This window comes from Leifsonia sp. GW821-FHT13C05 (assembly GCF_058806515.1).
In genome coordinates, this window is the sequence record NZ_JBXAPT010000002.1 from 718113 (window position 1) to 741548 (window position 23436).

Annotated in this window: 31 protein-coding genes; 11 read left to right on the forward strand and 20 right to left on the reverse strand. The window is 69.1% G+C overall.

Annotation, left to right across the window (positions count from 1 at the left end; all coding sequences use genetic code 11):
• Positions 1 to 31: 31 nt before the first annotated feature.
• The 5 genes from AC1ROC_RS10090 to AC1ROC_RS10110 all read left to right on the forward strand — a co-directional run bounded on the left by AC1ROC_RS10090 (position 32) and on the right by AC1ROC_RS10110 (position 3446).
• A complete protein-coding gene (locus AC1ROC_RS10090) occupies positions 32 to 382 on the forward strand; it encodes a GntR family transcriptional regulator (protein WP_085367374.1) in 351 nt (116 codons plus the stop codon).
• Entirely contained in the window at positions 379 to 1371 is a 993-nt protein-coding gene (locus tag AC1ROC_RS10095; protein ID WP_492999925.1) for a DUF1648 domain-containing protein, read from the forward strand. The genes AC1ROC_RS10090 and AC1ROC_RS10095 overlap by 4 nt, the downstream gene beginning before the upstream one ends.
• Before the next feature lie 118 nt (positions 1372 to 1489).
• Positions 1490 to 1828: a flagellar FlbD family protein gene (locus tag AC1ROC_RS10100; RefSeq protein WP_085367376.1), complete on the forward strand. Its 339-nt coding sequence runs from the start codon at positions 1490 to 1492 to the stop codon at positions 1826 to 1828.
• Positions 1828 to 2631: a motility protein A gene (locus tag AC1ROC_RS10105; RefSeq protein ID WP_085367377.1), complete on the forward strand. Its 804-nt coding sequence runs from the start codon at positions 1828 to 1830 to the stop codon at positions 2629 to 2631. The genes AC1ROC_RS10100 and AC1ROC_RS10105 overlap by 1 nt, the downstream gene beginning before the upstream one ends.
• 2 nt (positions 2632 to 2633) lie before the next feature.
• Complete coding sequence (locus AC1ROC_RS10110) at positions 2634 to 3446, forward strand: flagellar motor protein MotB (RefSeq protein WP_434950511.1); 813 nt, start codon at positions 2634 to 2636, stop codon at positions 3444 to 3446.
• Between the two features lie 9 nt (positions 3447 to 3455).
• Here the strand turns inward: AC1ROC_RS10110 and AC1ROC_RS10115 are convergent, their stop codons facing one another.
• Positions 3456 to 4205 carry an ABC transporter permease gene (locus AC1ROC_RS10115; protein WP_492999927.1) on the reverse strand — a complete coding sequence of 250 codons (750 nt, stop codon included), beginning with the start codon at positions 4203 to 4205 and terminating at the stop codon, positions 3456 to 3458.
• 81 nt (positions 4206 to 4286) lie between these two features.
• Between AC1ROC_RS10115 and AC1ROC_RS10120 the strand changes: the two genes are divergently transcribed.
• Entirely contained in the window at positions 4287 to 4718 is a 432-nt protein-coding gene (locus tag AC1ROC_RS10120; RefSeq protein WP_492999929.1) for a VOC family protein, read from the forward strand.
• Between the two features lie 21 nt (positions 4719 to 4739).
• The gene (locus tag AC1ROC_RS10125; protein ID WP_492999930.1) at positions 4740 to 5813 is read left to right on the forward strand and encodes a DNA glycosylase AlkZ-like family protein; all 1074 of its coding nucleotides are present in this window, start codon (positions 4740 to 4742) and stop codon (positions 5811 to 5813) included.
• 86 nt (positions 5814 to 5899) lie between these two features.
• On the opposite strand, the gene AC1ROC_RS10130 is transcribed toward AC1ROC_RS10125, so the two are convergent.
• Genes AC1ROC_RS10130 through AC1ROC_RS10185 form a run of 12 tightly spaced genes read right to left on the reverse strand, consistent with a single transcriptional unit; the run spans position 5900 to position 15977 of the window.
• The gene (locus AC1ROC_RS10130) at positions 5900 to 7069 is read right to left on the reverse strand and encodes a flagellar hook protein FlgE (protein ID WP_492999932.1); all 1170 of its coding nucleotides are present in this window, start codon (positions 7067 to 7069) and stop codon (positions 5900 to 5902) included.
• Positions 7070 to 7099: 30 nt separating this feature from the next.
• Positions 7100 to 7552, reverse strand: a complete 453-nt coding sequence (locus AC1ROC_RS10135; RefSeq protein WP_085367383.1) for a flagellar hook assembly protein FlgD — start codon at positions 7550 to 7552, stop codon at positions 7100 to 7102.
• A gap of 50 nt (positions 7553 to 7602) precedes the next feature.
• The gene (locus tag AC1ROC_RS10140; protein ID WP_492999935.1) at positions 7603 to 9180 is read right to left on the reverse strand and encodes a flagellar hook-length control protein FliK; all 1578 of its coding nucleotides are present in this window, start codon (positions 9178 to 9180) and stop codon (positions 7603 to 7605) included.
• Entirely contained in the window at positions 9177 to 9977 is an 801-nt protein-coding gene (locus tag AC1ROC_RS10145; protein ID WP_492999937.1) for a C40 family peptidase, read from the reverse strand. The genes AC1ROC_RS10140 and AC1ROC_RS10145 overlap by 4 nt, the downstream gene beginning before the upstream one ends.
• Positions 9974 to 10408 (reverse strand): flagellar FliJ family protein, encoded by a 435-nt coding sequence (locus AC1ROC_RS10150; RefSeq protein WP_168690672.1) that lies wholly within the window; start codon positions 10406 to 10408, stop codon positions 9974 to 9976. The genes AC1ROC_RS10145 and AC1ROC_RS10150 overlap by 4 nt, the downstream gene beginning before the upstream one ends.
• Positions 10408 to 11736 (reverse strand): FliI/YscN family ATPase, encoded by a 1329-nt coding sequence (locus tag AC1ROC_RS10155; protein WP_492999939.1) that lies wholly within the window; start codon positions 11734 to 11736, stop codon positions 10408 to 10410. Before AC1ROC_RS10155 ends, AC1ROC_RS10150 begins: the two co-directional genes overlap by 1 nt.
• Positions 11733 to 12329, reverse strand: a complete 597-nt coding sequence (locus AC1ROC_RS10160; RefSeq protein ID WP_492999941.1) for a FliH/SctL family protein — start codon at positions 12327 to 12329, stop codon at positions 11733 to 11735. The genes AC1ROC_RS10155 and AC1ROC_RS10160 overlap by 4 nt, the downstream gene beginning before the upstream one ends.
• Positions 12319 to 13338, reverse strand: coding sequence for a flagellar motor switch protein FliG (fliG, locus tag AC1ROC_RS10165; RefSeq protein ID WP_085367388.1), 1020 nt, complete (start codon positions 13336 to 13338; stop codon positions 12319 to 12321). The genes AC1ROC_RS10160 and fliG overlap by 11 nt, the downstream gene beginning before the upstream one ends.
• A complete protein-coding gene (fliF, locus tag AC1ROC_RS10170; protein ID WP_085367389.1) occupies positions 13335 to 14930 on the reverse strand; it encodes a flagellar basal-body MS-ring/collar protein FliF in 1596 nt (531 codons plus the stop codon). The genes fliG and fliF overlap by 4 nt, the downstream gene beginning before the upstream one ends.
• Positions 14930 to 15244: a flagellar hook-basal body complex protein FliE gene (gene fliE / locus AC1ROC_RS10175; protein WP_085367390.1), complete on the reverse strand. Its 315-nt coding sequence runs from the start codon at positions 15242 to 15244 to the stop codon at positions 14930 to 14932. The genes fliF and fliE overlap by 1 nt, the downstream gene beginning before the upstream one ends.
• On the reverse strand, positions 15244 to 15636 hold the full coding sequence (locus AC1ROC_RS10180) for a flagellar basal body rod protein FlgC (protein ID WP_055897381.1): 393 nt from the start codon (positions 15634 to 15636) through the stop codon (positions 15244 to 15246). The genes fliE and AC1ROC_RS10180 overlap by 1 nt, the downstream gene beginning before the upstream one ends.
• A complete protein-coding gene (locus AC1ROC_RS10185) occupies positions 15636 to 15977 on the reverse strand; it encodes a flagellar basal body rod protein FlgB (protein WP_085367391.1) in 342 nt (113 codons plus the stop codon). Before AC1ROC_RS10185 ends, AC1ROC_RS10180 begins: the two co-directional genes overlap by 1 nt.
• 441 nt (positions 15978 to 16418) lie before the next feature.
• Here AC1ROC_RS10185 and AC1ROC_RS10190 point away from each other — a divergent pair, with 441 nt between their 5' ends.
• On the forward strand, positions 16419 to 16844 hold the full coding sequence (locus AC1ROC_RS10190; protein WP_492999945.1) for a hypothetical protein: 426 nt from the start codon (positions 16419 to 16421) through the stop codon (positions 16842 to 16844).
• Here AC1ROC_RS10190 and AC1ROC_RS10195 read toward each other — a convergent pair.
• On the reverse strand, positions 16831 to 17220 hold the full coding sequence (locus AC1ROC_RS10195) for a type II toxin-antitoxin system death-on-curing family toxin (RefSeq protein WP_492999947.1): 390 nt from the start codon (positions 17218 to 17220) through the stop codon (positions 16831 to 16833). The two genes, AC1ROC_RS10190 and AC1ROC_RS10195, sit on opposite strands and share 14 nt — an antisense overlap.
• Positions 17217 to 17444, reverse strand: coding sequence for a hypothetical protein (locus tag AC1ROC_RS10200; protein WP_085367394.1), 228 nt, complete (start codon positions 17442 to 17444; stop codon positions 17217 to 17219). Before AC1ROC_RS10200 ends, AC1ROC_RS10195 begins: the two co-directional genes overlap by 4 nt.
• Before the next feature lie 238 nt (positions 17445 to 17682).
• Between AC1ROC_RS10200 and AC1ROC_RS10205 the strand changes: the two genes are divergently transcribed.
• From AC1ROC_RS10205 to AC1ROC_RS10215, 3 genes are all read left to right on the forward strand, one after another.
• The gene (locus AC1ROC_RS10205; protein ID WP_492999949.1) at positions 17683 to 17967 is read left to right on the forward strand and encodes a hypothetical protein; all 285 of its coding nucleotides are present in this window, start codon (positions 17683 to 17685) and stop codon (positions 17965 to 17967) included.
• A 69-nt stretch (positions 17968 to 18036) separates the two neighbouring features.
• A complete protein-coding gene (locus tag AC1ROC_RS10210) occupies positions 18037 to 18594 on the forward strand; it encodes a vitamin K epoxide reductase family protein (RefSeq protein ID WP_179150689.1) in 558 nt (185 codons plus the stop codon).
• A 22-nt stretch (positions 18595 to 18616) separates the two neighbouring features.
• Positions 18617 to 19396, forward strand: a complete 780-nt coding sequence (locus AC1ROC_RS10215) for a DsbA family protein (protein WP_085367396.1) — start codon at positions 18617 to 18619, stop codon at positions 19394 to 19396.
• Here the strand turns inward: AC1ROC_RS10215 and AC1ROC_RS10220 are convergent.
• From AC1ROC_RS10220 to AC1ROC_RS10240, 5 genes are all read right to left on the reverse strand, one after another.
• Positions 19393 to 19719, reverse strand: coding sequence for a hypothetical protein (locus AC1ROC_RS10220; protein WP_085367397.1), 327 nt, complete (start codon positions 19717 to 19719; stop codon positions 19393 to 19395). The genes AC1ROC_RS10215 and AC1ROC_RS10220 overlap by 4 nt on opposite strands.
• On the reverse strand, positions 19706 to 20122 hold the full coding sequence (locus tag AC1ROC_RS10225) for a flagellar export chaperone FliS (protein ID WP_085367398.1): 417 nt from the start codon (positions 20120 to 20122) through the stop codon (positions 19706 to 19708). The genes AC1ROC_RS10220 and AC1ROC_RS10225 overlap by 14 nt, the downstream gene beginning before the upstream one ends.
• The gene (gene fliD / locus AC1ROC_RS10230) at positions 20119 to 21504 is read right to left on the reverse strand and encodes a flagellar filament capping protein FliD (protein ID WP_085367399.1); all 1386 of its coding nucleotides are present in this window, start codon (positions 21502 to 21504) and stop codon (positions 20119 to 20121) included. The genes AC1ROC_RS10225 and fliD overlap by 4 nt, the downstream gene beginning before the upstream one ends.
• A gap of 108 nt (positions 21505 to 21612) precedes the next feature.
• On the reverse strand, positions 21613 to 22446 hold the full coding sequence (locus tag AC1ROC_RS10235; RefSeq protein ID WP_210723993.1) for a flagellin N-terminal helical domain-containing protein: 834 nt from the start codon (positions 22444 to 22446) through the stop codon (positions 21613 to 21615).
• Positions 22447 to 22559: 113 nt separating this feature from the next.
• On the reverse strand, positions 22560 to 23375 hold the full coding sequence (locus AC1ROC_RS10240) for a sigma-70 family RNA polymerase sigma factor (RefSeq protein WP_085367401.1): 816 nt from the start codon (positions 23373 to 23375) through the stop codon (positions 22560 to 22562).
• Positions 23376 to 23436 lie beyond the last annotated feature (61 nt).

Genomic DNA, 23436 nt, shown 5'->3' on the forward strand with positions numbered 1-23436 from the left:
CCTTTGCCACTTGTTTGTATAGAATGCGAACATGTTGATCCGTCTGGAGGCCGAGTCCGCCGCGTCGTTCGCCGAGCAGATCGTCGCGCAGGTGCGGCTCGGCGTGGCCGGCGGCGAGATCCGCGTCGGAGAACGTCTGCCGTCCGCGCGGGAGCTGGCGGGGTCGCTCGGAGTGAACATGCACACGGTGCTGCGCGCGTACGACACCCTGCGCGAGGCCGGGGTGATCGACCTGCGGCGCGGGCGAGGCGCTGTCGTCGTGGCCGGGGACACCGCCTCCGTGCGCACCGTCTTCGAAGCGGCGGCCTCCCTCGTCGCCGAGGCCGCGAAGGCCGGGATCAGCTCGACAGAGCTCTCCGTGATCATCAAGGGGATCGCATGAGCCGCCGCGGAGCTGTCCGCCGCAGCATCGCGGTCGCCCTCGCTCTGGTGCCGCCGGCCTGGCTGATCATCACGGCCGTGACCGTCGGCCCGAAGCTCGGCTCCCGGATGGCGTCCCACTGGTCCGGAACGGGCACCCCTGACGGTTTCGCGGACACCTGGCCCACGTTCTGGATGTTCGCAGCGATCGTCACCGGTCTGACGGCCGGTGCGATCGCCCTCGTCGTCGCCGCGCGGACCACACCCCAGGCCCGGATGTGGGTGGGCATCGTCGTGGGCCTGGCCGGGCTGACCGCCCTCGCCTGGACGGCATCGGCGGAGGCCACAGCTGCGGCCGCGACACCCGAGGAGGCCGTGCTCGGCGCCCGGCTCCTTCTGCTCATCCCCGTCGTGGGGCTCGGGGCGCTGGCGTTCCTTTTCGTTCCTCCCACAGAGGGGCAGACGGACAGCGATGGCGACAACGACGACGACCGGCGCGAGCGCCCGACCCCTCCGCTGCGCTCGGGCGATCGGCTGGTCTGGTCCGGCACCACCGGCAGCGCGTGGTTCGGCGCGCCGGCCGCCGCACTGATCGCTGGCGGGATCCTGTGCCTGGTCGCCGCCATCGCGACACCGGCGCTGATCGCCGCCGCGACCTTCCTGCTTCTGCTGGGATGCACGCTCCTTCTGCTCGCGAGCGTGCGGCTCGTCGTCGACGCCCGGGGCATCCGGCTCGTCTCCACGGTCTTCCGCATCCCGCTCATCCGGGTGAAGCTGGACGACATCGACGCGATGTCGGCCGAGCAGATCAGCCCACTCCGCTGGGGCGGCTGGGGCTTCCGGATCTCGACCAGGGGCATCGCGTACGTCACGCGCAAGAGCGAAGGCATCGTGATCACCCGGCGTCGCGGCGCGGATGTCGCGATCACCATCGGCGCCGCCGAGCAGGCCCGCGCGGCGGCCGAGCTCCTTGTCGACCAGCACCGGGCAGGGATGCGCCGAGCCGACTGACCTCGGCGGCCGGAGCGGTTGCCCGCATCCATCGGCCACGCGCCCTTACGCCTGGCCCCCTCCGGCCGATAGTGCCCCTGTGACGGCTCACCCGGAGCCGAGACCAGGATTCGCCCTCATGATCGTCGTCACCCGACTGAACGACAGCCAGTTCGCGGTCAACCCCGACCTCATCGAGCGCATCCACGCGAGCCCGGACACCACGCTCGTGATGGTCGACGGCGCGAAGTTCATCGTGACGGAGAGCATGTCCGAGGTCATCGAGAAGATCGCCGCATACCGGGCGCGGGTCATCGCGCTCGCCCACGATCTGCCCACCGCGAACACGCGCCCCTCCGGCGCCCCGCAGCTCGGCCTGGTTCCCCCCGCGGACACCGGCCGTGACGACGAGGCCCCGGATGCGCACCGCGAGCATCCCGAAGCTCGGACCGTTCCCCTCCGCGCAAGGAAGAAGTAATGGATCCCGCAACCATAATCGGCATCGTCCTGGCGTTCGGCGCCGTCGTCGCCATGGTGACGATGGAGGGCGCGCACCTCAGCGCCCTCGTGCTTCCCGCTCCGATGGTGCTCGTCTTCGGCGCCACGTTCGCCGTCGGTATCGCCAGTGGGACGCTCAAAGACTTCATGGTGGCCATGAAGTCCATCCCGCGTGCACTGCGGGGCAAAATCGAGCCGCCGCAGCAGGTCATCGACCAGGTTGTCGACCTCGCGGAGAAGGCCCGCGCCAACGGACTGCTCGCGATGGAGCAGGAAGCGGACACCATCGACGACCCGTTCCTCAAGCGCGCCCTGCAGAACATCGCGGACGGCACGGACGGGGACGAGCTCCGCGTGCTGCTGGAGGACGAGATCGCCACCAAGTCGAAGAAGGACAGGGTCGCGGCCAAGTTCTTCAGCGGCATGGGCGGCTACGCGCCGACGATCGGCATCATCGGAACCGTCGTCTCGCTCACCCACGTGCTCGAGAACCTGGCGGAGCCCGGGGAGCTCGGGCCGATGATCGCGAGCGCGTTCGTGGCGACCCTGTGGGGCCTGCTGTCCGCCAACTTCCTCTGGCTGCCGCTCGGCGCCCGCCTCCGCCGGCTGTCCGAACTGGATGTGGAGCGCATGACCCTGCTGATGGAGGGCGTGCTCGCCGTGCAGTCCGGCAGCCAGCCGCGCCTCCTCGGCGAGCGCCTGCGCGCGATGGTCCCGGATGCCGGCAGCAGCAAGAAGGACGCCAAAGAGCCCAAGGCCGAGAAGCTCAAGGAAGCTGCGTAGCGATGTCCGCACGCCGCCGTCGCAAGCACGAGCCAGAGGAGGAGCACGAGAACGAGGAGCGCTGGATGGCCTCCTACATGGACATGGTCACCGTGCTCATGTGCATGTTCATCGTGCTGTTCGCGATGTCGACGGTGGACCAGAAGAAGTTCGCCGAGCTGAAAGACTCGCTGGCGACCGGGTTCGGGCAGGTGAAGTCGCAGAAGATCGACACGGCCACCGGCGTGATCGTCCCGCCGTCCCAGGTGGACGACAAGGGCAAGAACACCGACCTGGCCCTCGCCCAGCAGGAGGCGCAGAACCTCAAAGACCTGAAGGACCGCATCCTGGCCGCGCTGACCAAGGACGGGCTGCAGGATGCCGTCCAGCTGCGCATCGACGCACGCGGGCTCACGATCGGGCTGGTGGGGAACGAGACGTTCTTCGCCTCCAACCGCGCGGAGCTGAGCGTGCAGGCGACGCAGGTGCTCAACGACATCGGCCCCGTGCTCACGCCGACGCCGTACCAGGTGTCCGTGGAAGGCCACGCCGACCTGCGGCAGCCGGGCGCCCCGTACCCGACCAACTGGGAGCTGTCCGCCGGGCGCGCGACGAGCGTGCTGCGTCACCTGGTGGAGACGGACGGCTTCCCCCAGGAACGCATCGTCGCCCTCAGCTACGGCTCCGCCCGGCCGCTCGCCAGCGCCACCGGAACGACCGACGCCGACCTCGCCCTCAACCGCCGAGTGGATGTGGTGGTCCTGTCGAACCAGGAGGACGCCATCCGGAAGCTCATCCCGCAGGTGCTCGGATCGACGACCACGGCGTCCGGATAGCCGTCGCGGTCAGTCCAGCACGACGGGCCGCGTCCGCACCGGCGCCAGCCAGGCGGAGACGATGACCGCCGTGATCGACCCCGCCGCCATGATCGCCGCGAGGACCACCACCTGGAACCGTCCGGCTTCGAGCGGTGACACCCCGCCGAAGATCGCGCCGACGAACGCGCCGGGCAACGTCACGAGACCGGTCGTCTTGGTCTGGTCGACCGACGGGATGAGCGCGGAGTAGACGGCGCCACGCGCCAGGTCGAGGGTCGACCGCCTGGGGGTGGCGCCGAGCGCGAGCCAGCCTTCGACCTCATCCCAGTGGTCGATGGTCGCCTCGGTGAATCGGCGTCCGGTGAGTGTCGCGATGCTCATGGCGTTCCCGATCACGATGCCGCCGATCGCGAGCGCGTAGCGGGCGGAGAACTCGATGGCCCCGGTGAGGAACACGACGGCAAGGGTCACGACGATGCCGGTCGCCATCGCGACGCCCATCATGGTCGCGTGGTCGACCGACCAGCCGACCCGCCCCGTCGCGGTCGCGGCGGCCACGGAGAACATGACGAGCAGGGCGAGCGCCACCCACACCGGACTGGTGATGACTCCCGCCAGGATCAGGCTGATGACCGCCAGCTGCAGCGCCCCGCGGAGGATCGCCAGCAGCGGAGCCCACCGGCGGGGCACCCGGTACACCGTGAGCACGGCGGTGGCCAGCGCGGCGAGCAGCAGCACGCCCAGGATGGTCGGGCCGAGCTCGCGGATGATGGGCACGGGACGAGCATACGGTCGGCGGGCGGCCCTCAACGCCTCCGACGCCTTCTCGCCGGGCTGCGGAGGCCATACCCTCTACTCATGACCGCGCGCATCGCCAACGTCACCATCCACGCGGAGGACCCTGCGGCCCTCGCCCGCTTCTGGAGCGCGGCGATGGGCTATCCGGAGCCGACAGGATGGTCGGACGACGAGCTCGCCATGCTGAAGGCCAACGGGCTGGACGACGACGCGATCGCCTCCCGCGCCGTCGCCTGGGACGGGGACCGCAGCCACCAGCGCTTCTACTTCACCCGCTACCGCCACGAGCGCAGGCAACGCAACAGGATGCACATCGACATCACCCCGTTCGAGGACCGTCGGGCATCCCGTGACGAGCTGGAGGCCGAACGCGACCGCCTCGTCTCCCTGGGGGCAACGGTCGAGAAGCCGCTCATCGGTTCGTGGGGCCCGTTCGAGGAGTTCGCGATCATGATGCGCGACCCCGAGGGCAACGAGTTCTGCCTGCAGTGAGGAGAGAGCGGGGACTCCGTGATGCACCGGCTCACCCGAGACCAGGCCCGCCGCATCGCCGTGCAGGCGCAGCTACTGGACGCCGGTCGCCCTGACGATGTCGTCGGGATCGCCGAGCAGCTCGGTGCCATCAAAATCGACCCGACGGCCACCATCGCGCCGGCGGAGCACACCATCCTCTGGTCGCGGATCGGCTCCGCGTACGACGGAGGCCAGCTTGCGAAGGCCGTCGAATCGGATCGGCTGCTGTTCGAGTTCGACGGAGCCTTCCGTCCGGTGAGTCTGCTTCCGCTGATGCTGCCGGCCATGCGGCGCTGGCCGCGGAGGGAGAGCAGCCGCCAGTGGCTGGAGGCCAACGACCGTTTCCGGACCGACGTCCTCGCACGTTTGCGGGCCGAAGGTCCGCTGCTGGCCAGCGAGATCCCGGACACCGCCGACGTCGCCCGTCCGCCCGATGGCTGGTCGGGATCGAACCAGGTCGTGCACATGCTCGACTTCCTCCAGCGGCAGGGCGAGGTCGCCGTCGCGGGACGGAAGGGACGCCATCGACGCTGGGATCTGGCCGAACGCGTCTACCCGCCCGATCTGCCCGAATTCGACGACGAGGAGGCCGAACGGCTACTGAACGAGCGCAGGCTCCAGGCGGCCGGCATCGCCAAGCAGCGATCCCCCTGGACCCCCGTGGGGGAAGCAGGCGAGCCCGCCACGATCGACGGGATGCGCCAAAAATGGCGCGTCGACCCCGAGGCACTCGCAGCGCTCGAGGATGACGAAGGCGGCCGCGCCGCGTTCCTCAGCCCGTACGACGGCATGCTCTTCGATCGCCCCCGGCTGCGCGAGATTTTCGAGTTCGACTACGTCCTCGAACAGTTCAAGCCGAAGCCGCAGCGAAAGTATGGGTACTTCGCCCATCCGATCCTGTTGGGCGACCGGTTCGTGGGAATGCTCGACGCCGAAATCGACCCCGAGCACGACGAACTGAGGGTCACCGCCGTTCACGAGTTCGAGCCATTCGACGAGGACGAGCACGCCGCGGTCCACTCAGAGATCGCTGACCTGGGGAGGTGGCTGGGCGTCGACGTGCCGGAATGGTGACGCCGACTGCCCGGACAAGCCAGAAGGGCCCCCGGCGTGCGCCGGAGGCCCTTCTGCCGTGAGACGCCGCGCGTCCCGACGCGCTGCTACCGCTTCAGGTTGGTCAGCTCCTGGAGCACCTCGTCCGAGGTGGTGATGATGCGGGCGTTCGCCTGGAAGCCGCGCTGGGCGACGATCAGGTTGGTGAACTCCTGCGACAGGTCGACGTTGGACATTTCGAGGGAGCCGCCCTGGATGGAGCCGAGGCCGGCGTCGCCGGGGCCGCCGAGCTGCGGGTTGCCGGAGTTGACGGAGGCGCGGTAGCCGGAGCCGCCCGCCTTCTCGAGGCCGCCCGGGTTGACGAAGGTGGCGAGGGCGATGCGGCCGACCGCCTGCTTGTCGCCGTTGGAGAACAGGCCGATGAGGGTGCCGTCCTGGGAGAGGCTGAACGATTCGAGCGTGCCGGCCTGGCGGCCGTTCTGCTCCTTGAACGCCACCGTGGTGAGGTCGGCGTAGCCGGTGACGGCGCTGAGGTCGACCGCGACGCCGCCGACCGTGATGCTGGCCGGGCCGGTGAGCACGCCGTTGTTGAAGGCGAGCGTGCTGGTGCCGGTGGCCGTGCCGTCGGTGCCCGCCACGTTCCAGCCTGCGCCGGTCTTGGTGAAGGTGAGCGACAGGGTGCGGGCGACGCCGGTGGAGTCGTAGACCTTCACGTCGCGCACGAGCTGCTCGCCGATGGCGGTCCCGGACGGCAGGTTGCCGGTGACGGTGCCCGTCGTGGTGGCGGAGGCGGGGGCGACAGCCTTCAGGGGGATGGTCACGTCGCCGAGCGCCCCGCCCTGCTGGATGACGCCGTTGACCGCGTTCCAGCCCTGCAGGATCGCGCCGCCCGGGCCGACCAGGCGACCCTGCGCATCCGGGTCGAACGAGCCTGCGCGGGTGTACAGGGTCTCGCCGCCGACCTTGGTGACGAAGAAGCCGTCGCCGTTGATCATCATGTCGGTGGCGCGGCCGGTCGCCTGCGCAGCGCCCTGGGTGAAGTTGGTGGAGATGCCGGCGACGAGCACACCGAGGCCGATCTGGGCCGGGTTGGTGCCGCCGGCCGCGCCCTGGCCGCCGCCGGCGCCGCGCACCAGCTGGGAGAGGGTGTCCTCGAACTGCACGGCGGACGCCTTGAAGCCCGTGGTGTTGACGTTTGCGATGTTGTTGCCGGTCACATCCAGCATGGTCTGGTGCGAACGGAGGCCGGAGATTCCGGAGTAGAGGGAACGGAGCACGATGCTGCCTTTCTGTGAGGTTCGGTGATGTCAGGCGGTCGGCGCGGGGTCAGGGGTGGGGGTGACCACACCGGAGATCGCGTCGAGGTTGATCTTCTGGTCGCCGACCGTGACGACGGGGACGGACCCCGCGTACGAGACGGACGAGGCGACGCCGGTCTTGGTGGCGCCGTCCTTGTCGAGGTAGCTGACGGTGTGCCCGACGAGGGCGGCCGCCGCTGTGCGCATCTGCAGGGCGAAGCCCTCCTGGCTGGTGGTGTCCAGGTTGGTGAGCTTCTCCATCGTCGCGAGCTGCGTGGTCTGGGAGATCATCTGGTTGGTGTCCATCGGCGAGCTCGGGTCCTGGTTGCGCAACTGGGTGACCAGCAGCTGCATGAACGCCTCACTGTCGAGAGACTGCTTGGGCTGCCTGGTGGGTAGCGTGGAGTAGATGCCGCCTGTGGCGGCGGTGTCGTTCGCTCCGGTGACGGGGTCGACGGCCACGGTGGCTCCCTTCTGTTCTGAGGCTGGTTGGGTCGGTCGGTCGGTGGGTGTCAGACGACGAGGTCGATGGTGTGACCTGCGCCGCCGTAGCGTGCAGTCCGCTGCTGTTCGGGGGTCCTGTCGGCGGCGGTGCCGGCTTGCTCCGCCCGGGATGCGGTGGGGGCGTTCCCCTGCCGGTCCGCCGTTCCGCCGCGCTGGTCGTCGGTCTGCGGCTGGTTCTGGCTGGACAGGTCGAGGCTGCCGGAGAGTCCCGCGCCGCTGAGGTCGCGCCGCAGGTCGGGCAGGATGGCGCGCAGTGCGTCACGGCCGCCATCGGTCGGGGCGAACAACTCGACGCGCACACCCTCCGCACCGACGTGAGCCCGGACCGTGACCGGCCCGAGCGTGTCCGGCGTGACGTGCACAGTCATCACGTGGTCGCCCCTGCCCGCGGACGCGAGGGTGAAGATCGGTCGCGCAAGCTGCTGCGGGAGCGCCGGGGGTGCTGCGGGCGCCGGGGTGGGGCTGGAGGTGGGTGCCGGGGCGGAGGTCGCGATGGTGGGGGTGGTGGCGGCGGGCGCGGCCAGTGCTGCGGGGGCGGCGACGGCGGTGGATGCGGTCGGTGCGGCGGGCGCGGACGGTGCGTCGTCGGCGGTGCGGGGTGAGGGGGGCGCGCTGGCGGCGGTGAGGGTAGCGGCCGTTGCGGTGACCGCTGTGGGTGCGGAGGCCGTGGTTGCGGCAGTCGCGGAGGCGGCGGAGGCGGCGCCAGTCGCGGAGGTGGCCGTCGCAGCGGAGGCGGCGGTCGCGGTCGCGGTCACAGGGGTGGCGGGGACGGCTGGCGCGGGCGAAGTCGCGGCAGTGCCAGCGGCATCGGCGGAAGAAGCGGACGCTGCCGAAGCAGTGCCGGAGAGTGCTGTGCCCGAACCTGCGTCAACGGCCACCGCGCCCAAAGCTGCACCGACCGCCGTCGACGCCGAGCTCGTGGCGGTGGCAGCGCCAGCCGCCCGAGCAGCCGGACCGGAAACCGTGCCCGCCGCGGCACCTGTGGCCGCCGAAGTCGCGCCACGAACGGCGCCGGTGACATTAGGCGATGTCGGAATGCGGGAGTCGGTGGTGTTCTTGCCCTTCCCGCCAGCGTTCCCCGACGCCGCGGCGGCGGCAAGCGCCTCCGGTGTCCCGGCTGTCGCCGTCGCAGCAGTAGCGTCGGCTGCGGCGACGAGCGCATCGGCGACGGCATCGCCTGCAAGGCTCGCTCCGGCGGTTGCAGCAGACTCCTGAGAACCGGCACCGCCAGCGGCAGCGGTGGCTCCGGCAGCACCGGCCGCGGAACCGGCGGCACTGGAAACGCCCACATCCCCACGCGTCACGGGAGCTGCCGCGTCCACCGGCTTCGCAGAAGCACCCGCATCCGCACCCGCGGCCTTCTCTGCGCCGCTCTTGACCGCCTTGCGGGGCCGCGCGTCGGACGACGACGGCTCGTCCCGCGATGCCGGGCGTGCATCCCGTGCATCCCGCGCATCCCGTGGGTTGGTGTTCGTGGGAGCAGCACCGGCGAGGAACTGCTGGAACGCGTCTCCACCCGTGCCGGGCTTGCGCGCGGCGGCCGGGGCGGACGGCGCCGCGGTCACCGGAGCGATGGTCGGGCTCATTCTGCGCCTCCGCCGAGCATCGAGGAGATGAGCGCCTGCAGCTGGGCCGCCTGCGCCGCGGCAGACGGAACGGAGGAGGACTGCCCGGCCAGCCCGGAGACGCCGGAAAGGGCGGAGAGCCCGGAGAGTCCAGACAACCCGGAAAGGCCAGACAACCCGGAAACACCAGACAGCCCAGAAAGACCGCCGACCCCGCCCATCCCGCTCGCGCTGAACATCGCGGGCGCGCTCGCCAGCGCCGTGCTCGCCTCGGGCACCACGCGGCGGATGGTCACGATGTCGGAGTCGTCCATCCAGTTGTCGACCAGGCTCACGTTGCGGCCTTCGCTCGGCGCGTGGATGACTTTGCCGTCTCCCGCGTAGATGACGATGTGGTCGCCGCCGTTGGTCACGATCAGGTCGCCCGGCTTGGCCTGGGCGAGCGACGGCACCTCGGTGCCGAGCGTCGACTGGCCGGAGACCAGGCGGGGGACGTCGATGCCGAGGTCTTTGAACACGCGCTGCACCAGGCCGGAGCAGTCGAGGCCGCTCGACGTCGTCCCGCCGAAGACGTACGGGACGCCGAGGTACTTCTTGGCGTCGGCCACCACGTCGGCGCCCGTCACCGACCCGCCGCCGGCCGTCCCGCCCACGGCGGACGTCTCGCCCACCGCTCCGGCGAGCGCGTTGGCGAAGTCGGTCGCCGATGCTGCGGAGGCTGCGGACGCCTTGCCCGTCGAGGTCGCCGTCGGCTGGTCGATCTGCACCAGGGTCGCCTGGATCTGGGCGATCCTCGCGAGTGCGTCGGTGACTGTCATGCGTCGTTCCCTTCCCGTTCGCGCACCCAGGCGCCGGTGGCGATCTCGTCGATGGCTGCCTGTTCTGCGCTGAGTTCTCCGGCGAGCACGCTCGCGTTGTGCCGTGCTTCGAGCTTTTCCAGACCGACCGCGCGTGCTTTCGCCTCGCCGAACGCCGTCTGCGCCTCCGCGACCTCTGCGTCGGCCTGGTCGGCGAGCGCTGCGAGGTCGGCGAGCATGCTTCGACTGGATGCGCGGGCGGCCGCCATCGCGAACAGCGTGCTTGCATCCGTCGCTTCGACGGGCACGGCGTGAAGGGCGGCGATGGCTCGGGCCTGCCGCTCCCCCGCATCCCGCCGGAAGGCGTTGGCCGCTGCGAGGTCGCTCGCCGCGTGGTCTTTCTCGATCTGCCGCAGCCGCAGCAGTCCGGCCAGTTGGAACGCCCGTGCCATCAGACACCTCCGAGCTGGTTCACCAGGATGCCGAGGCGCTGCCAGGCTTCGGCGGGGTCGGCGCTTTCGCCGAGGTTCTGGCGCAGGAAGGCGTTGATGGCGTCTTCGTGCGCGACGGCCGCATCCACTCGGGGGTTGGTGCCCGTCTTGTACGCGCCGACGTCGAGGAGGTCCTGGGCCGCGACCTTGGCGGCGAGGATGCTGCGCAGTGCGACGGCGGCTGCGCGCTGCTCCGGCGTCGTTACGCGGGAGGCGAGGCGCGAGATGGAGCCGAGAACGTCGACGGAGGGGAAGTGGCCGACGACGGCGAGGCGGCGGTCCATCACGACGTGTCCGTCGAGGATCGAGCGGGCGGCGTCTGCGATGGGCTCGTTGTGGTCGTCTCCGTCGACGAGCACGGTGTACAGCCCGGTGATCGAGCCGACCTCGCCGGTGCCTGCGCGTTCGAGGAGCTGGGCCAGCAGGGAGAACGTCGACGGCGGGTATCCGCGGGTGGCGGGCGGTTCGCCCACCGAGAGGCCGATCTCGCGCTGCGCCATCGCGACACGGGTCAGCGAGTCCATCATCAGCACCGCGTGTGCGCCTGCGTCGCGGAACGACTCGGCGATGCGGGTCGCGGTGAACGCCGCGCGGAGGCGCATCACGGCGGGCTCGTCGGAGGTCGCGACCACGACGATCGAGCGGGCGAGCCCCTCCGGGCCGAGGTCGTCTTCGAGGAACTCGCGCACCTCGCGGCCGCGCTCCCCCACCAGCGCGATCACCGAGATCTCCGCCTCCGTGCCGCGCGCGATCATCGACAGCAGCGACGACTTCCCCACACCGGAACCTGCGAACAGGCCGAGCCGCTGCCCGCGCCCGACCGTGACGAGCGTGTCCAGCACGCGCACCCCCAGGCCGAGCGGGCTCTGGATGCGCGCCCTGCGCATGGCCTCCGGCGCACGGTTGTCGATGGGGACGAACCCGTCCGGCTCGATCGGGCCCTTGCCGTCGACCGGGCGGCCGAGGGAGTCGATGACGCGGCCGAGCATCCCGCGGCCGGTCGGCACGAGCAGCGGAGCACCGAGCGCGCGGACGGGAGCACCAGCGCCGATGCCGGTCAGCCTGCCGAACGGCATCACCCGGATGCGTTCCGCAGAGGTCGCGACGACCTCCGCGTGAACGCCGGGCCGCTCCCCCACCACGACGACGTCGCCGATCGCGGCGGGAACGCCTTCCACCTCCGCGCCGAGGCCGACGATGCCGACGACGCGGCCCACCTTCTCCACGCGCGCGGCGCGCACGGCGTCGGCGATGCGCGGAAGGGTCGCGGTGTCCAGGGCTGCACTCATCCCAGCGCCTCCCGTGCACGGTCGAGCGCCGAGTGGATGCGCGCATCCAGCCAGCCGTCGGGCAGCTCGCCCACCGCATCCCCCGGCGCGAGCGTCGGATCGGCCACGAGCCGCACGGCGTCTCCGGCGGCCCCTGCGCCGATGGCGGCGAGGTCGTCCGGGTTCAGCCGCACGACGGCGACCGCCCCAGCGACGTCTCCGCCGAGAACGCGCGCCACGGCGGCGCGCGCGGCGGCCGTGCGGTCGGTCAACGCATCCCCCACCACGGCCTCAGCCAGGTGGAAAGCAGCGTTGACCAGAGATTCCTCCGCTTCGGCCAGCACCGGCACCGTCGCCTCGCGCAGCTCGATCGCCGCATTCCGCAGTGCTGTGGCGAGCACCGCGAGCCGTTCCGCCGCCGCCGCGTCGTCCGCCGCACGCTCGGCATCCGCCGCCGCGCGCCACGCCCGCTGCTCCTCCGCCGCCGTCCGCAAGCCGTCCGCGTACCCGGCGGCGTACCCGCGCGAGCGGGCGACGCCGGCCTGTGCGACGGCTTCGGCGGTCTCCGCGATCACCGGGATGGCGACGGGGGCGAACACGGCGTCATTCGACATACGCGTCCTCGTCGTTCCGCTGCACGGTGATCGCGCCCGTGGCCTCCAGGTCGCGGATCGCCCGCACGATCTCGGCGCGGGCGTCCTCCACCTGCGAGAGGCGCACAGGGCCGAGCACGCGGATCTCGTCCGCGAGGATCTCCCTGTTGCGCTCGGACAGGTTGGTCGTGATGGTCTCGATGACCTGCTCGGTCGCGCCCTTCATCGCCACGGCCAGCATGGCTGCATCGATGCCGCGCAGCACCTGCTGCACGTCGCGGTCCTCCAGCTTGACGATGTCGGCGAAGGTGAGCATCCGGGAGCGGACCTCTTCCGCCAGCTCGGGGTTGCGGCGTTCGAGGGCTTCGAGCAGAGCCTTCTCCGTGCTCGCGTCCGCACGGTTGATGATGTCGACGAGCGGCTGCACTCCCCCGACCACGTCGGACGAGTCGCGCGAGCCGACGACGGCCCCCGCGCGCTGCTTGAGCGTGTCTGCGACGACACGGACCGCATCCGGGCTGGCGCTGCCCATCGTGGCGATGGCGTGCGCGACGTCCGCGCGGGCAGTCTCGTCGAGTCCGGCGAGGATGCGGGATGCGTGGTCGGGGCGCAGGTGGGCCAGCACCAGCGCGCTGGTCTGCGGGAGTTCGCCGGTGAGCAGCATCTGCACCTGGCCGGGCTCGACGGCATCCAGGAACTCGAACTGCTTGCCGGCCATGCTCGACGCGACGCGGTTGAGCACGCCGGTGGCCTTCTCGGCGCCGAACGACGCTTCGAGGAGCCCGACCGCGATGTCCCTGCCGCCGCGGGTGCTCATCCCGCCGCGCACGGTGAGGTCGTGGAACTCGCTGATCGCCTTCTCGGCGATGGCGGGGTCGACCCTGCGCAGGCGCAGGATCTCCGCGGTGATCTCGTCTGCCTCCTCCTCGGAGAACTGCTTCATCACCTGCGCCGCACGCTGCTGATCCATGTTCATCAGCACGATGGCGGCCTTCTGCGCCCCACTCAGCGGCGCCTTGAGCTCGTTCATACGCCCTGCCGTTCATCCATCAGGCTGCGCAGGAACTCGGCCGTCTTCTGCGGGTCGCGTTCGGCGAGCGCTTCGATCTCGGCGCGGCGGCGCTCGGCCTCCAGCTCGGGAGCGGTCGGGTCCGGCACCGGATCGAGCTGCATGGGCACGGTGGGCGGCGCCTGTTCGAGGGCGATCGGGAACGCGGCAGCGTCCAGTTCGACGGTGTCGGTGCCCTCGACGGATGCGTTCTCCTCCGCGCGTTTGCGGCTGCGGCGGAAGAGCGCGAACGCGATGATGATCGCTGCGACGATGGCGGCGCCGATGATCGACGAGCGGATGATGCCGGTGAGCTGGTCCGCTGCGGCTGCGTCCTTCGCCTCCTGGATCGCCTTGGCGGCCTCGGTGGCGCTCGCCTTGCTGAAGTTGACCATCTCCACGCTCACGGAGTCGCCGCGGGCCACGTCGATCCCCGCTGCGGCGTTGACGAGGTTGCGGATCTCGTTCGTGCTCACGTCGCCGCCGACCGCATCCTTGTTGAGGGCGACGGAGACGGTCTGCTTGTTCACGGCTCCTGCCGGGATGGTGCGCTGCTCGGTGACCTTGTCGACCGCGTTGTCCTTGGTGCTCGACTGCGAGTTGAACGTGCCGTTGCCGTTGGCCCCGTTGGGCACGGCGATGTTGTCCGGGCCGAGCACGCCCGCCGCTCCTCCCCCGGAGCCGGTGTACGTCTCGGACTGCGTGGTCTCGCTGAGCGAGGGCGCGTTCGTCGGAGTCGTGTACGTCTCCTCCGTGCGCTGCGCGGACTCCGTACTCACGTCCGCGGCGACGGCGACCGTGGCGTTGCCCGGGCCGACGACCTTGTCCAGCATCGCCTGCACGGCCGTCTTCACGCGGGTCTCGTAGTCGCTGGCCTGCTTGTCCGCTCCCCCGACCGCGCCGGTGCCGACGGCACTGAGCACGGTCCCGGATGCGTCGATGACGGCGACATCGGTCGGCTTCATCCCGGTGATGGCCGCGCTGGTGAGGTGAACGATCGCCTGCACCTGGTCGGCGGACAGGGTCACGCCGTTCTGGGTCTCCACGAAGACCGAGGCCGTCGGGTCCTTCTTCTCGGACACGAACACGGTGTCCTCCGGGATCGCCAGGCGCACGGATGCGGTCTTGACGCCCTTCATGGCGCTGATCGTCGAGCCGAGCTCGCCCTCCATCGCACGCTTGTACGTGACGGACTGCTGGAACTCGGACGAGGTGACGCCCATCTTGTCGAGCAGCGAGTATCCGCCCGTCGTCGCCGTCGGCAGCCCGGCGGACGCGGCCTTGAGTCGCTCGTCGTACACCTTCTGCTGCGGCACGAGGATCGTGCCTCCGCCGTCGGTGAGCTGGTACGGGACGCCGTCGGTGCGGAGCTGGTCGACGATGCTGGACGCATCCGTCGCCTGCAGCCCGGAGAACAGCGGGGTGTACGCGGGCTGGGACGCCCACATCGCAAGCCCGGTGACGCCGAGCGCGACCACGGCCACGCCGATGATGGCGATGACGCGCTGCGCGATCGAGAACCCGCGGATCGTGTCGCCGATCCGCCGGAAGAAGCTCGTGACCTGCTGGGGCATCAGGCCTGCATCCGCATGATCTCGTTGAACGCATCCACGGCCTTGTTGCGGACGCCGGCGACGAGTTCGAGGGTGACCTGGGCGCGCGACGACGCGATGGTCGCGTCGTGGATGTCGGTGAGGTCGCCGGTGACGGCCTTGATGGCGAGGTTGTCGCTGGTGCCCTGCAGCTGCTGCAGGTTGTCGATGGCGCCGGTGAGCGAGTTCCCGAACGCCGCTCCCCCGGTGCCGGTGGCCCCGGATGCTGCGGACAGCGCACTGGTGGCGCCGGTGGTGTCGATGGCGCTGACGGCGCCGATGGCGGGAATGGGCATCAGTTGCGTCCGATCTCGAGGGCTGCCTGGTACGACTCTTTGGCGCGGTCGACGACGGCCGCGTTGGCCTGGTAGCCGCGCTGCGCCATGATGAGGGCGCCCATCTGCGACGACAGGTCGATGTCCGGATATCGCACGTAGCCGTTCTCGTCGGCGACGGGGTTGTCCGGTTCGTAGACCATCCGCCCCTCGGCGCTGCCGTATGCGGCGCCCGCGACGTAGACACCGGTGGTGCCTTCGCCCTCCTGGGCGACCACGTAGCGCGCCTGGAAGGCGGCCCCGTCGGTCGGTTTCGCCGTGTTGATGTTGGCGAGGTTGTCGGAGATGGCGTCGAGCCACTTGCGGTGCAGGGTCAGTCCCGTGCCCGCGATGCCGATCGCGTCGAATGTCATCAGCTGGTCCTCAGTGCCGCTCGGATGGACGAGAACTGGCCGCCGGCCGCCTGCGAGGCGAACTGGAAGCGCAGCACGGTGTCCACGTTGGACAGGGTCTCTGTGTCGAGGTTGACGTTGTTGCCGTCTGTCCTGGTCGGCTCGAGCGAGCGGGCGACAGTGGATGCGGCGTGCCCGTCCCCGTGCGCGACGGACCGAGCGAGGGCATCCTCGAACGACACGCGCTCTGCGGTGTATCCGGGCGTGTTGACGTTGGCGATGTTGTTGGCGATAGCGCGCTGCCGGGCGGCGAGGCCGTCGAGGGCACTCGCGAGCGCGGCACTGGTCACGGATTCGAGCACAGCTGCATCCCATCGGAGATTCGTCTGGTGTGGCGGCCGATCCGTGGCCTGATCTGCGAGCTGTCCGTGCTCACTCTCTGCTATCGGCAGGGCTCTCGCGAACGTTAGCTGCTTTGTGAAAATCGGCCTGTGGAAAGGGCTCTGTAACCGTCTTCGTGCACAGGTTCATCCACAGCTCTGCACAGTGGTCGAATTACACGGTGGTAGTTTCGAAGTCCTGTTCGAAACTGAGTCATGGCGTTCAGAAAGCCTGATCAGAGACGGTTTTGAACCTTGAGAACCTCTGAGAGTCCACACATCTCGCGCGTGTCCTCCACACGTTTCCGTACCTCATCCACCTGTTTTGCACAGAGTTATCCACAGGCTGGGGGAGGTGTGTGTGGAAACCGCTGCGGCCTCGCCGGCGCGGCCCGATTGCGGTCGACACGCTACGGTCATGGCATGTGGAATTTCTCATCGGGGCGTAGGCGACTGGCGTGCGCATGCTCGATCCTCGCCGGGCTCTCGCTCACGGCGTGCGTGGCCACCACGCCTGCTCCGTTCACACAGAAACGGGTCTCGTCCGATGCGCTGCCCCCGGCCGCTCGCTCCCTCGACGTGGATGCCGCATCATCCCGGTATCAGGGTCTGGCGAACGGGATGCGCGTCTACCTCACCCGCCAGGCCGACGGCTCAGGGGTCTGCCTCGTGGTCGTGCCCGAATCGGACGGCGCGGCCGCCGCCTGCTCCGCCACCGGTGCTGCGGTGACGCTCACCGTGCCGCAGGGGGAGTTACGGTTCCGCAACGATGGATTCGGCGAGGCGAAGGGGGCGGGGGATAAGGTCTCCGATTACGTGCGGTATTCGCCAGTGGTCAGCGGCGACTGAACCACACGGCTAGCTGCCGTGCGAGTTGCCCGATCTCCTCCATCTCGCCCGCAGATACGGCGAGGATGAAGTCGAACATCGCGTCTTCGTCGTAGCGCTCCTCGTAGCCGTTCAGGTCGAAGAACAGGGCGCACAGGAGCCAGCCCGCGCGCTTGTTCCCGTCGAGCAGCGGATGGTTCCTGGTTATCGAGTGCAGAAGGGCGGCCGCCTTCGCATAGTCGTCGGGGTATGCATCGCGGCCGAAGAGGGTGGCTTTCGGTCGTTCCAGCGCCGATTGCAGCAGCACGGTGTCCCGGATGAAGCCGAGAGGTTCGCGCCCGTGCACCACCTGAATGACGAGGAGCGCCTCGTCCAGGGTGACGAACCGGACGCTCAAGCGTCCCGCAGTCGCTCGAGGAGACCGGCGTTCTTCGTCGCCAGCCGCTCGACGATCTGCTGCGTGGTGCTGTCGTGCGCGGCGATGTACGCGTCGACGGCGTCGAGGACCGTTGCGGTGAAGTTCGAGCCGGTGTCGTCCGCAATGGAGGCGAGAGCCCGGATCTGGTCGTCGCGGAACGCGATCAGCTTCTTGCTCCGGGTCGGCAGTGTGGCGTTGCTCATCGCACTCCTCCTCAACATATATGCCTTTGTCGAGAGAGTATATACGCGTCAGCCGATCACATCGAAGTACACCATGCTCCATCTGAGTCAGCGCGTCCTCTCAGCCGGGTGGGGCAGCGTGCATCGTCTACTGCCGATTAATATATTTAATATATGTACTGTTATCTTCCTTCTGCGGGCGAAGTTGCTCAGCAGAAAGAGATGTAAAATGAATAATCTGACGCGTAGAATCGTGACATTGGCCGGTTCCCTGGCTGTCCTCGGCGGGATGGCCGTGGCTGCCGCACCGGCCGCGAGCGCTGCACCCTCGTGCAGCGGGGTGAATTACAACGGCAGCATCGCCTCAACGAGTTGCAGCGGAAGCGGCGAATTCCGTCTGGGCGTCACCTGCTACGCGGCGTGGCCGTGGGAGTCGACGTGGACGAAATACAGCGGATGGATGAAGGCCCCGCTCAGCGGCGCCCTCGCTGCTTCGTGCAACCTCACGACCAATAACGCGAAGTGGTTCGTCGAGCGCCGCTAACCACCGATCAACGACAAGGAGCGCATCATCAGCAAGCAATCGCACACGTACGGTGGTGCGCTCTTCGTCGTGCTCGGGCTCGTGGGCTTGGCCGCATCCTTTGCGCTCGTGCTCGAGAAGCTCAAGCACCTTGAATCGCCGACCGCGCAACTCACTTGCAGCGTCAACCCCTTCATCACCTGCGCGCCGGCGATGGACTCGTGGCAGGGGGCGCTGCTCGGCTTCCCCAATCCACTGATCGGCGTGGTGTGTTTCGTGGCGCCGATCGTTGTCGGGGTCAGCCTTGTGAGCGGAGCCCGGTTCCCACGATGGTTCGTTCTTGCGTTCGTCGTCGGCGTGTGCCTGGGGATGGGATTCATCGTGTGGTTGATGGTGCAGACGGTGTCGTCGATCGGCGCGCTGTGCCCCTACTGCCTTGTGGTCTGGGCCGTGATGATTCCACTGACGCTCGCCACGGCGGCGTGGGCTGCCTCCAGCGGCGCCCTCGGCGGCGCGGCAGTCCGGTCCGCCGGCGGAGCAGTGCTGCGGGTATGGCTGTGGCCCATCGCTCTCCTCTGCTATTCGGTCGTCTTCCTCGTGTTGCTCGCGAACTTCCCGCTTCTCTGGCCCTTCCTCACCAGCCTGTGACAGACATAACGAAGGAAACACGATGACAGACCTTCACCCGAAGATTCCGAAGCGGGATCGACGCGATGCGGCTCGGATCGCTGCGCGCGCTCTCCGTGAAGAGGAACGTCGCCGCTCCAAGCGGAGGCGGCTGTTCGCAGTCGGCGGTGGAACGGTCGGCATCGTTGCCATTGGGCTCGCAGTCACGATGGGGATCATGGCGGCCATCCAACCTCCACCTGCACCGCGGAACACTCAATCGGGAGCGATCGTCATCGGCGATACCACGAGCGGTGCGGTGCGTGTTGTGATCTACCAGGACTACCTCTGCCCCCACTGCGGCACCTTCGAGTCCACGAACGGACAGCAGCTGGCCTCCCGCGTCGCTGCAGGAACGGCGACGCTCGAAGTCCATCCGTTGGCCATTCTCACGACCATGTCCTCAGGCACCAAGTACTCCCTCCGGGCGGCGAACGCAGCGGTATGCGTAGCCGACCACGCGCCCGCGTCCTTCCTGGACTTCAACCAAGCTCTCTTCGCGCATCAACCGGCAGAGAACACCCCGGGACTCACCGACGCGGAGATCAAAGGCCTGCTTCCTGCGTCCATCACTGGGTCCGGCGTCGTGAACTGCATCGACGACGGCACGTTCAACAGGTGGGTACAGTCCGAAACCAATCGCGCCACGACAACACCCGTTCCTGGAACGGACCTCAAACGCATCGTGTCCACCCCGACGGTCCTCATCGACGGCACGCTTTTCAGCGGCGACATCAGTGACCCCGCAGCACTCGCCGCGCACTTCGGAGACGCGGACCGCTAACCGATCAAATCGAAGTACACCGGATGCGGCCCCACCTCGGCCGACGGCACCGAGCGCACGGCGGCCAGGTGCTTCGCCGTCGTCTGGCGCACGTCTTCCAGGTAGCGGATGGTGTGCATCTGCGCTTCCAGGATGCGCGCCGCGCGCTCCATCAGTTCCGGCGGGATCGGGCCGAGGGCGATGGGTGGGCGCCAAGGCACCGGGTCGATCGTGGCGAGTGCGCCTTGGAGGTCGTGCTCCATCTGGGTGAGCGCGTCCTCCCAGCCGGTGGGGGAGTGTGCGTCGTCTTCTTCCCACTGGGCGAAGTCGTCAGGCTGTGCCAAGGGTGCCGCCCGTCTCCGAGGGGAGGAGTGCCGCGGCTTCGTGCCAGGTCTGGCGGAGCGGCTCGATGAGGTCGATGGCTTCGCGGATCTTGTCCGGGTCGCGTTCGATGTTGCCGAAGACGATGAGGTCGGCCACATAGGTGTAGAGCTGCAGCAGGCCGTCTGCGCCGTCCCAGGCGTCGAGGCGGAGGGAGGAGGCGAGTTCGGCGACGATCTGGTCGGCGTGGCGCAGGTTCTCCCAGGCCACCGGCCAGTTGCCGTCGCGCTGTGCGGTCTCCGCGCGGGTCAGGTCGAGGACCAGCCGGTCGTAGAGCATCGTCAGGAGGCGCACGGGGGAGGCAGAGAGGATCGCATCCCTGTTGTACGCGTTGAGTTTGGCGGCCGTGCCGCTCAGGAGGCTCACGAGGAACTCGATGAGAGCGAGGCGAGCTGGCCGGTCAGCCATGAGGATTGCGATTGCAGCTGCTGCAACTGCACTTCGAGGTTCGCGTAGGTCTTCTCCAGGGTCGAGCGGCGGTCGGCGAGCCTGGAATCCCAGTCGGTGATCTGGTCGTTGAGGCCTTTCACCGTCTTCTGTTCGCCGGCGATCTTGGTGGTGATCGTGCCGTCGTACTTGTCGCTGGTCGCCGTGGCGGCGTCGGCGACGCGGCCGGCGATCGTTTGGACGACCGCCTTCACCTTCTCCGGGTCGGCCGCGAGCGCAGCCCCGAAAACGTCCTTGTCGAAGGTGAGGGTTCCGTCGCGGGTGATGGTGATGCCGTACTTGGACGGCGAGACGCCGTCGATGGGGGCGGATGCGGCGCTCAGCAGTTTCTGGTTCGCGTCCCGCACCGTCGAGTCGCCGGTGAACGCTCCGGCCGTGACGACCGTGCCGCCCGTCGCGTTGGTGGTGGTCGACACCGCCTGCTTCGAGCTGACGTAGCCGAAGATGTCGTTCAGGCTGCTGACCAGGGTGTTCGCCAGGTCGGTGATCGACTTGTCGTCGCGGGCCACTGTCAGCGTGACGGGGGTGGTGGATGCTGCGCTCACGGTGATCGAGACACCGGGGAGCACGTCGGCGAAGGAGTTGGTGGTGGAGGTGACGGCCTGCGCGGCGCCGGTGCCGCTCCAGAGGGTGAGTTGCGCATCCTGTGCTGCACGCACCTGGGCTGCGCCCGGCTCCGTGAGCAGGTTGGTGGCCGCTCCCGCCGTGACGTCGGCCGGGGTTCCGCGGTATGCGGTGAACGCCCCGGTCGAGCCGGTGGCGGTGGAGCTGAGCTGCAGCCGGTAGGTCTGCGCGCCGCTGACCGGGTCGAGGCCGGCCGCGACGCGGGTGGCGCTGACGCCGACGCCCGCCTTGTTGATCGCTGCGGCGACGTCGGCGAGGGATGAGCTCGCCGCGGTGACCTGCTTGGTCGTGCCGTCTGCGGCGACGAAGGTGAGCACGGGCGGCTCGTCCGGCCACTGGGTGAGGGGGCCGGTGACGATCACCTGGGACTGGGCAACCTTGTCCACCGTGAAGTCGATGGTGCCGTCGACGGCACCCACTCCTGCGGTGACGGTCACAGCCGTGGAACTGCTGGACGCGGTGTGCAGGTCTGTGCCTGCCGGCTTCGACGCCTTCGTCGCGGCGTCTGCGAGCGCGGCGACCTTCGTGTTGAGCGCCTGCATCGCGGTGATGTAGCTGGTGGAGTCGCTGACCTTGTTCTTCAGCAGGGTCTGCGGGATGGCTTCCGCCTGCATCAGCTGGTCGATGAGGTCGGTGGTCTTGAGACCACTGATCAGCCCGTCGATGGCCAAGCCCATGAGCGTCTCCCTTCGTGTCTTCTCGCTGTCCTGCCCGCGTGCGGGAAGGGTCAGCCGGTGGTGCGGCCGGGATGCGCTTTGGGGTTGCGCATCCCGGCCGCGGCCCTACTAGCGGAGCAGCTGCAGAACGCCCTGGCCGGACTGGTTGGCCTGCGCGAGCATCGCGGTGCCGGCCTGCGACAGGATGTTCGAGCGGGTGTACTTCACCATCTCGTCCGCCATGTCGGTGTCGGTGATACGCGAGTTCGCGGCCGACAGGTTCTCCTTGGAGACGTTGAGGCTGCGGATGGTGCTCTCGAAGCGGTTCTGGACCGCACCGAGGTTGGCGCGAGCGGTCGACACGTTCGTGATCTGGGTGTCCAGAGCAGCGATCGAGGTCAGCGCGTTCGCAGCGCTGTCGAAGGTGAGCGCGCCGACGGCGGTCGCGACGGTCGCGACGTTCGCACCGGACAGGTCCACCGCGATCTGGTCGTTGGCGGCAACGGAACCCGCACCGACCTGGAAGGTCAGCGTGGCGTTGGAGCCATCGAGCAGCTTGATGCCGTTGAAGTTCGCGTCGCCCGAGATGCGGGTGAGCTCCTTCGTGAGCTGGTCGACCTCGGTCTTGATAGCGGCGCGCGAGTCGGCGTTGTTCGAGTCGTTGCCGGCCTGGACGGCCAGGTCGCGCACGCGCTGCAGGATCGAGTGGACCTCGGTCAGCTGACCTTCAGCGGTCTGCACGACGCTGATGCCGTCCTGAGCGTTGCGGGCGGCGACCGTGAGGCCTCCGACCTGCGACTTCAGGCCCTGCGAGATCGCCAGGCCTGCCGCGTCGTCCGCCGCACGGTTGATGCGGAGGCCGCTGGACAGCTTCTCGAGCGACTTCGACAGGTCGCTCTGCGTGTTGTTCAGGTTGCGGTAGGCGTTGAGTGCCGACACGTTGGTGTTGATCTGCATACCCATGATTGCTATTCCTCCATGATTGGGTTTGTGCGGCCCGTCCGTGGGCTGCAACATCTTCTATCGGCCGTCGCGCCCATCCCGTTAGCGATGATCTGCGACGATCTGCGACGAGTTCAGGATGCGCGTGCCGAGGTGGACGACGGCGGCGGCGAGAGCCGCGCGACGTTCGCCACCGCGTGCTGCGCGAGGCGGGCGAGGTATGCGCTGCGGCGGGCCTGCGAGGTCTTCGCCTCGATGACCTCCGGGTCTCCCTCGTCCGCGTAGTGCGTGGCCATGCCCTCGCGCATGAGGCGGATCGCCTCCGAGCGCTGCTGCGACACGGCCGAGTGGGTGATGCCGAGCTCTTCCGCGACCTCCGTCACGGTGCGGTCGTCGAAGTAGATGGCCTCGACCACGTAGCGCATCCGGTCGGGGAGGGCGGAGACGGCGGCGCGCACGTATGCGGTCTGCTCTCCGGCCAGTAGCGAGTCCTCGGGGGAGACGGCGTCGGAGACGAGGATCGTCTCGACGGTCTCGTCGATGGTGGTGACGGTCCTGGATGCGTCGGACAGCGCAGCGGCCGCCGTCTCGCGGTCGACGCCCAGCGCGTTGGCGATCTCTTCGACACTGGGCGTGCGGCCGAGGCCGGCGGTGAGGCTCTCCTGCACCGCCATCGTCTCTTTGATGCGCTTGCGGGCCGAGCGGGTCGCCCAATCGCTCGCGCGCATCTCGTCGGCGAACGCGCCGACGATGCGGGTGCGGGCGTATGCCCCGAACGGGATGCCCAGTGTCGGGTCGAACGCTCCGGCGGCCTGCACGAGGGCGAGGGCGCCGGCGGAGGCCAGGTCGTCGCGCGACAGGTGCGTCGCTCGTGAACACAGGTCGGAGACGAGGTAGCCGACGAGCGGCAGATTCTCGACGACGAGCGTGTTGCGTTCTGTGCGGTTCACGCGGGCGACCCCTGTCCTGGTTTGCCGAGCGCCCGCGTCCGTCCGGCCTTCGCCGGTGGTT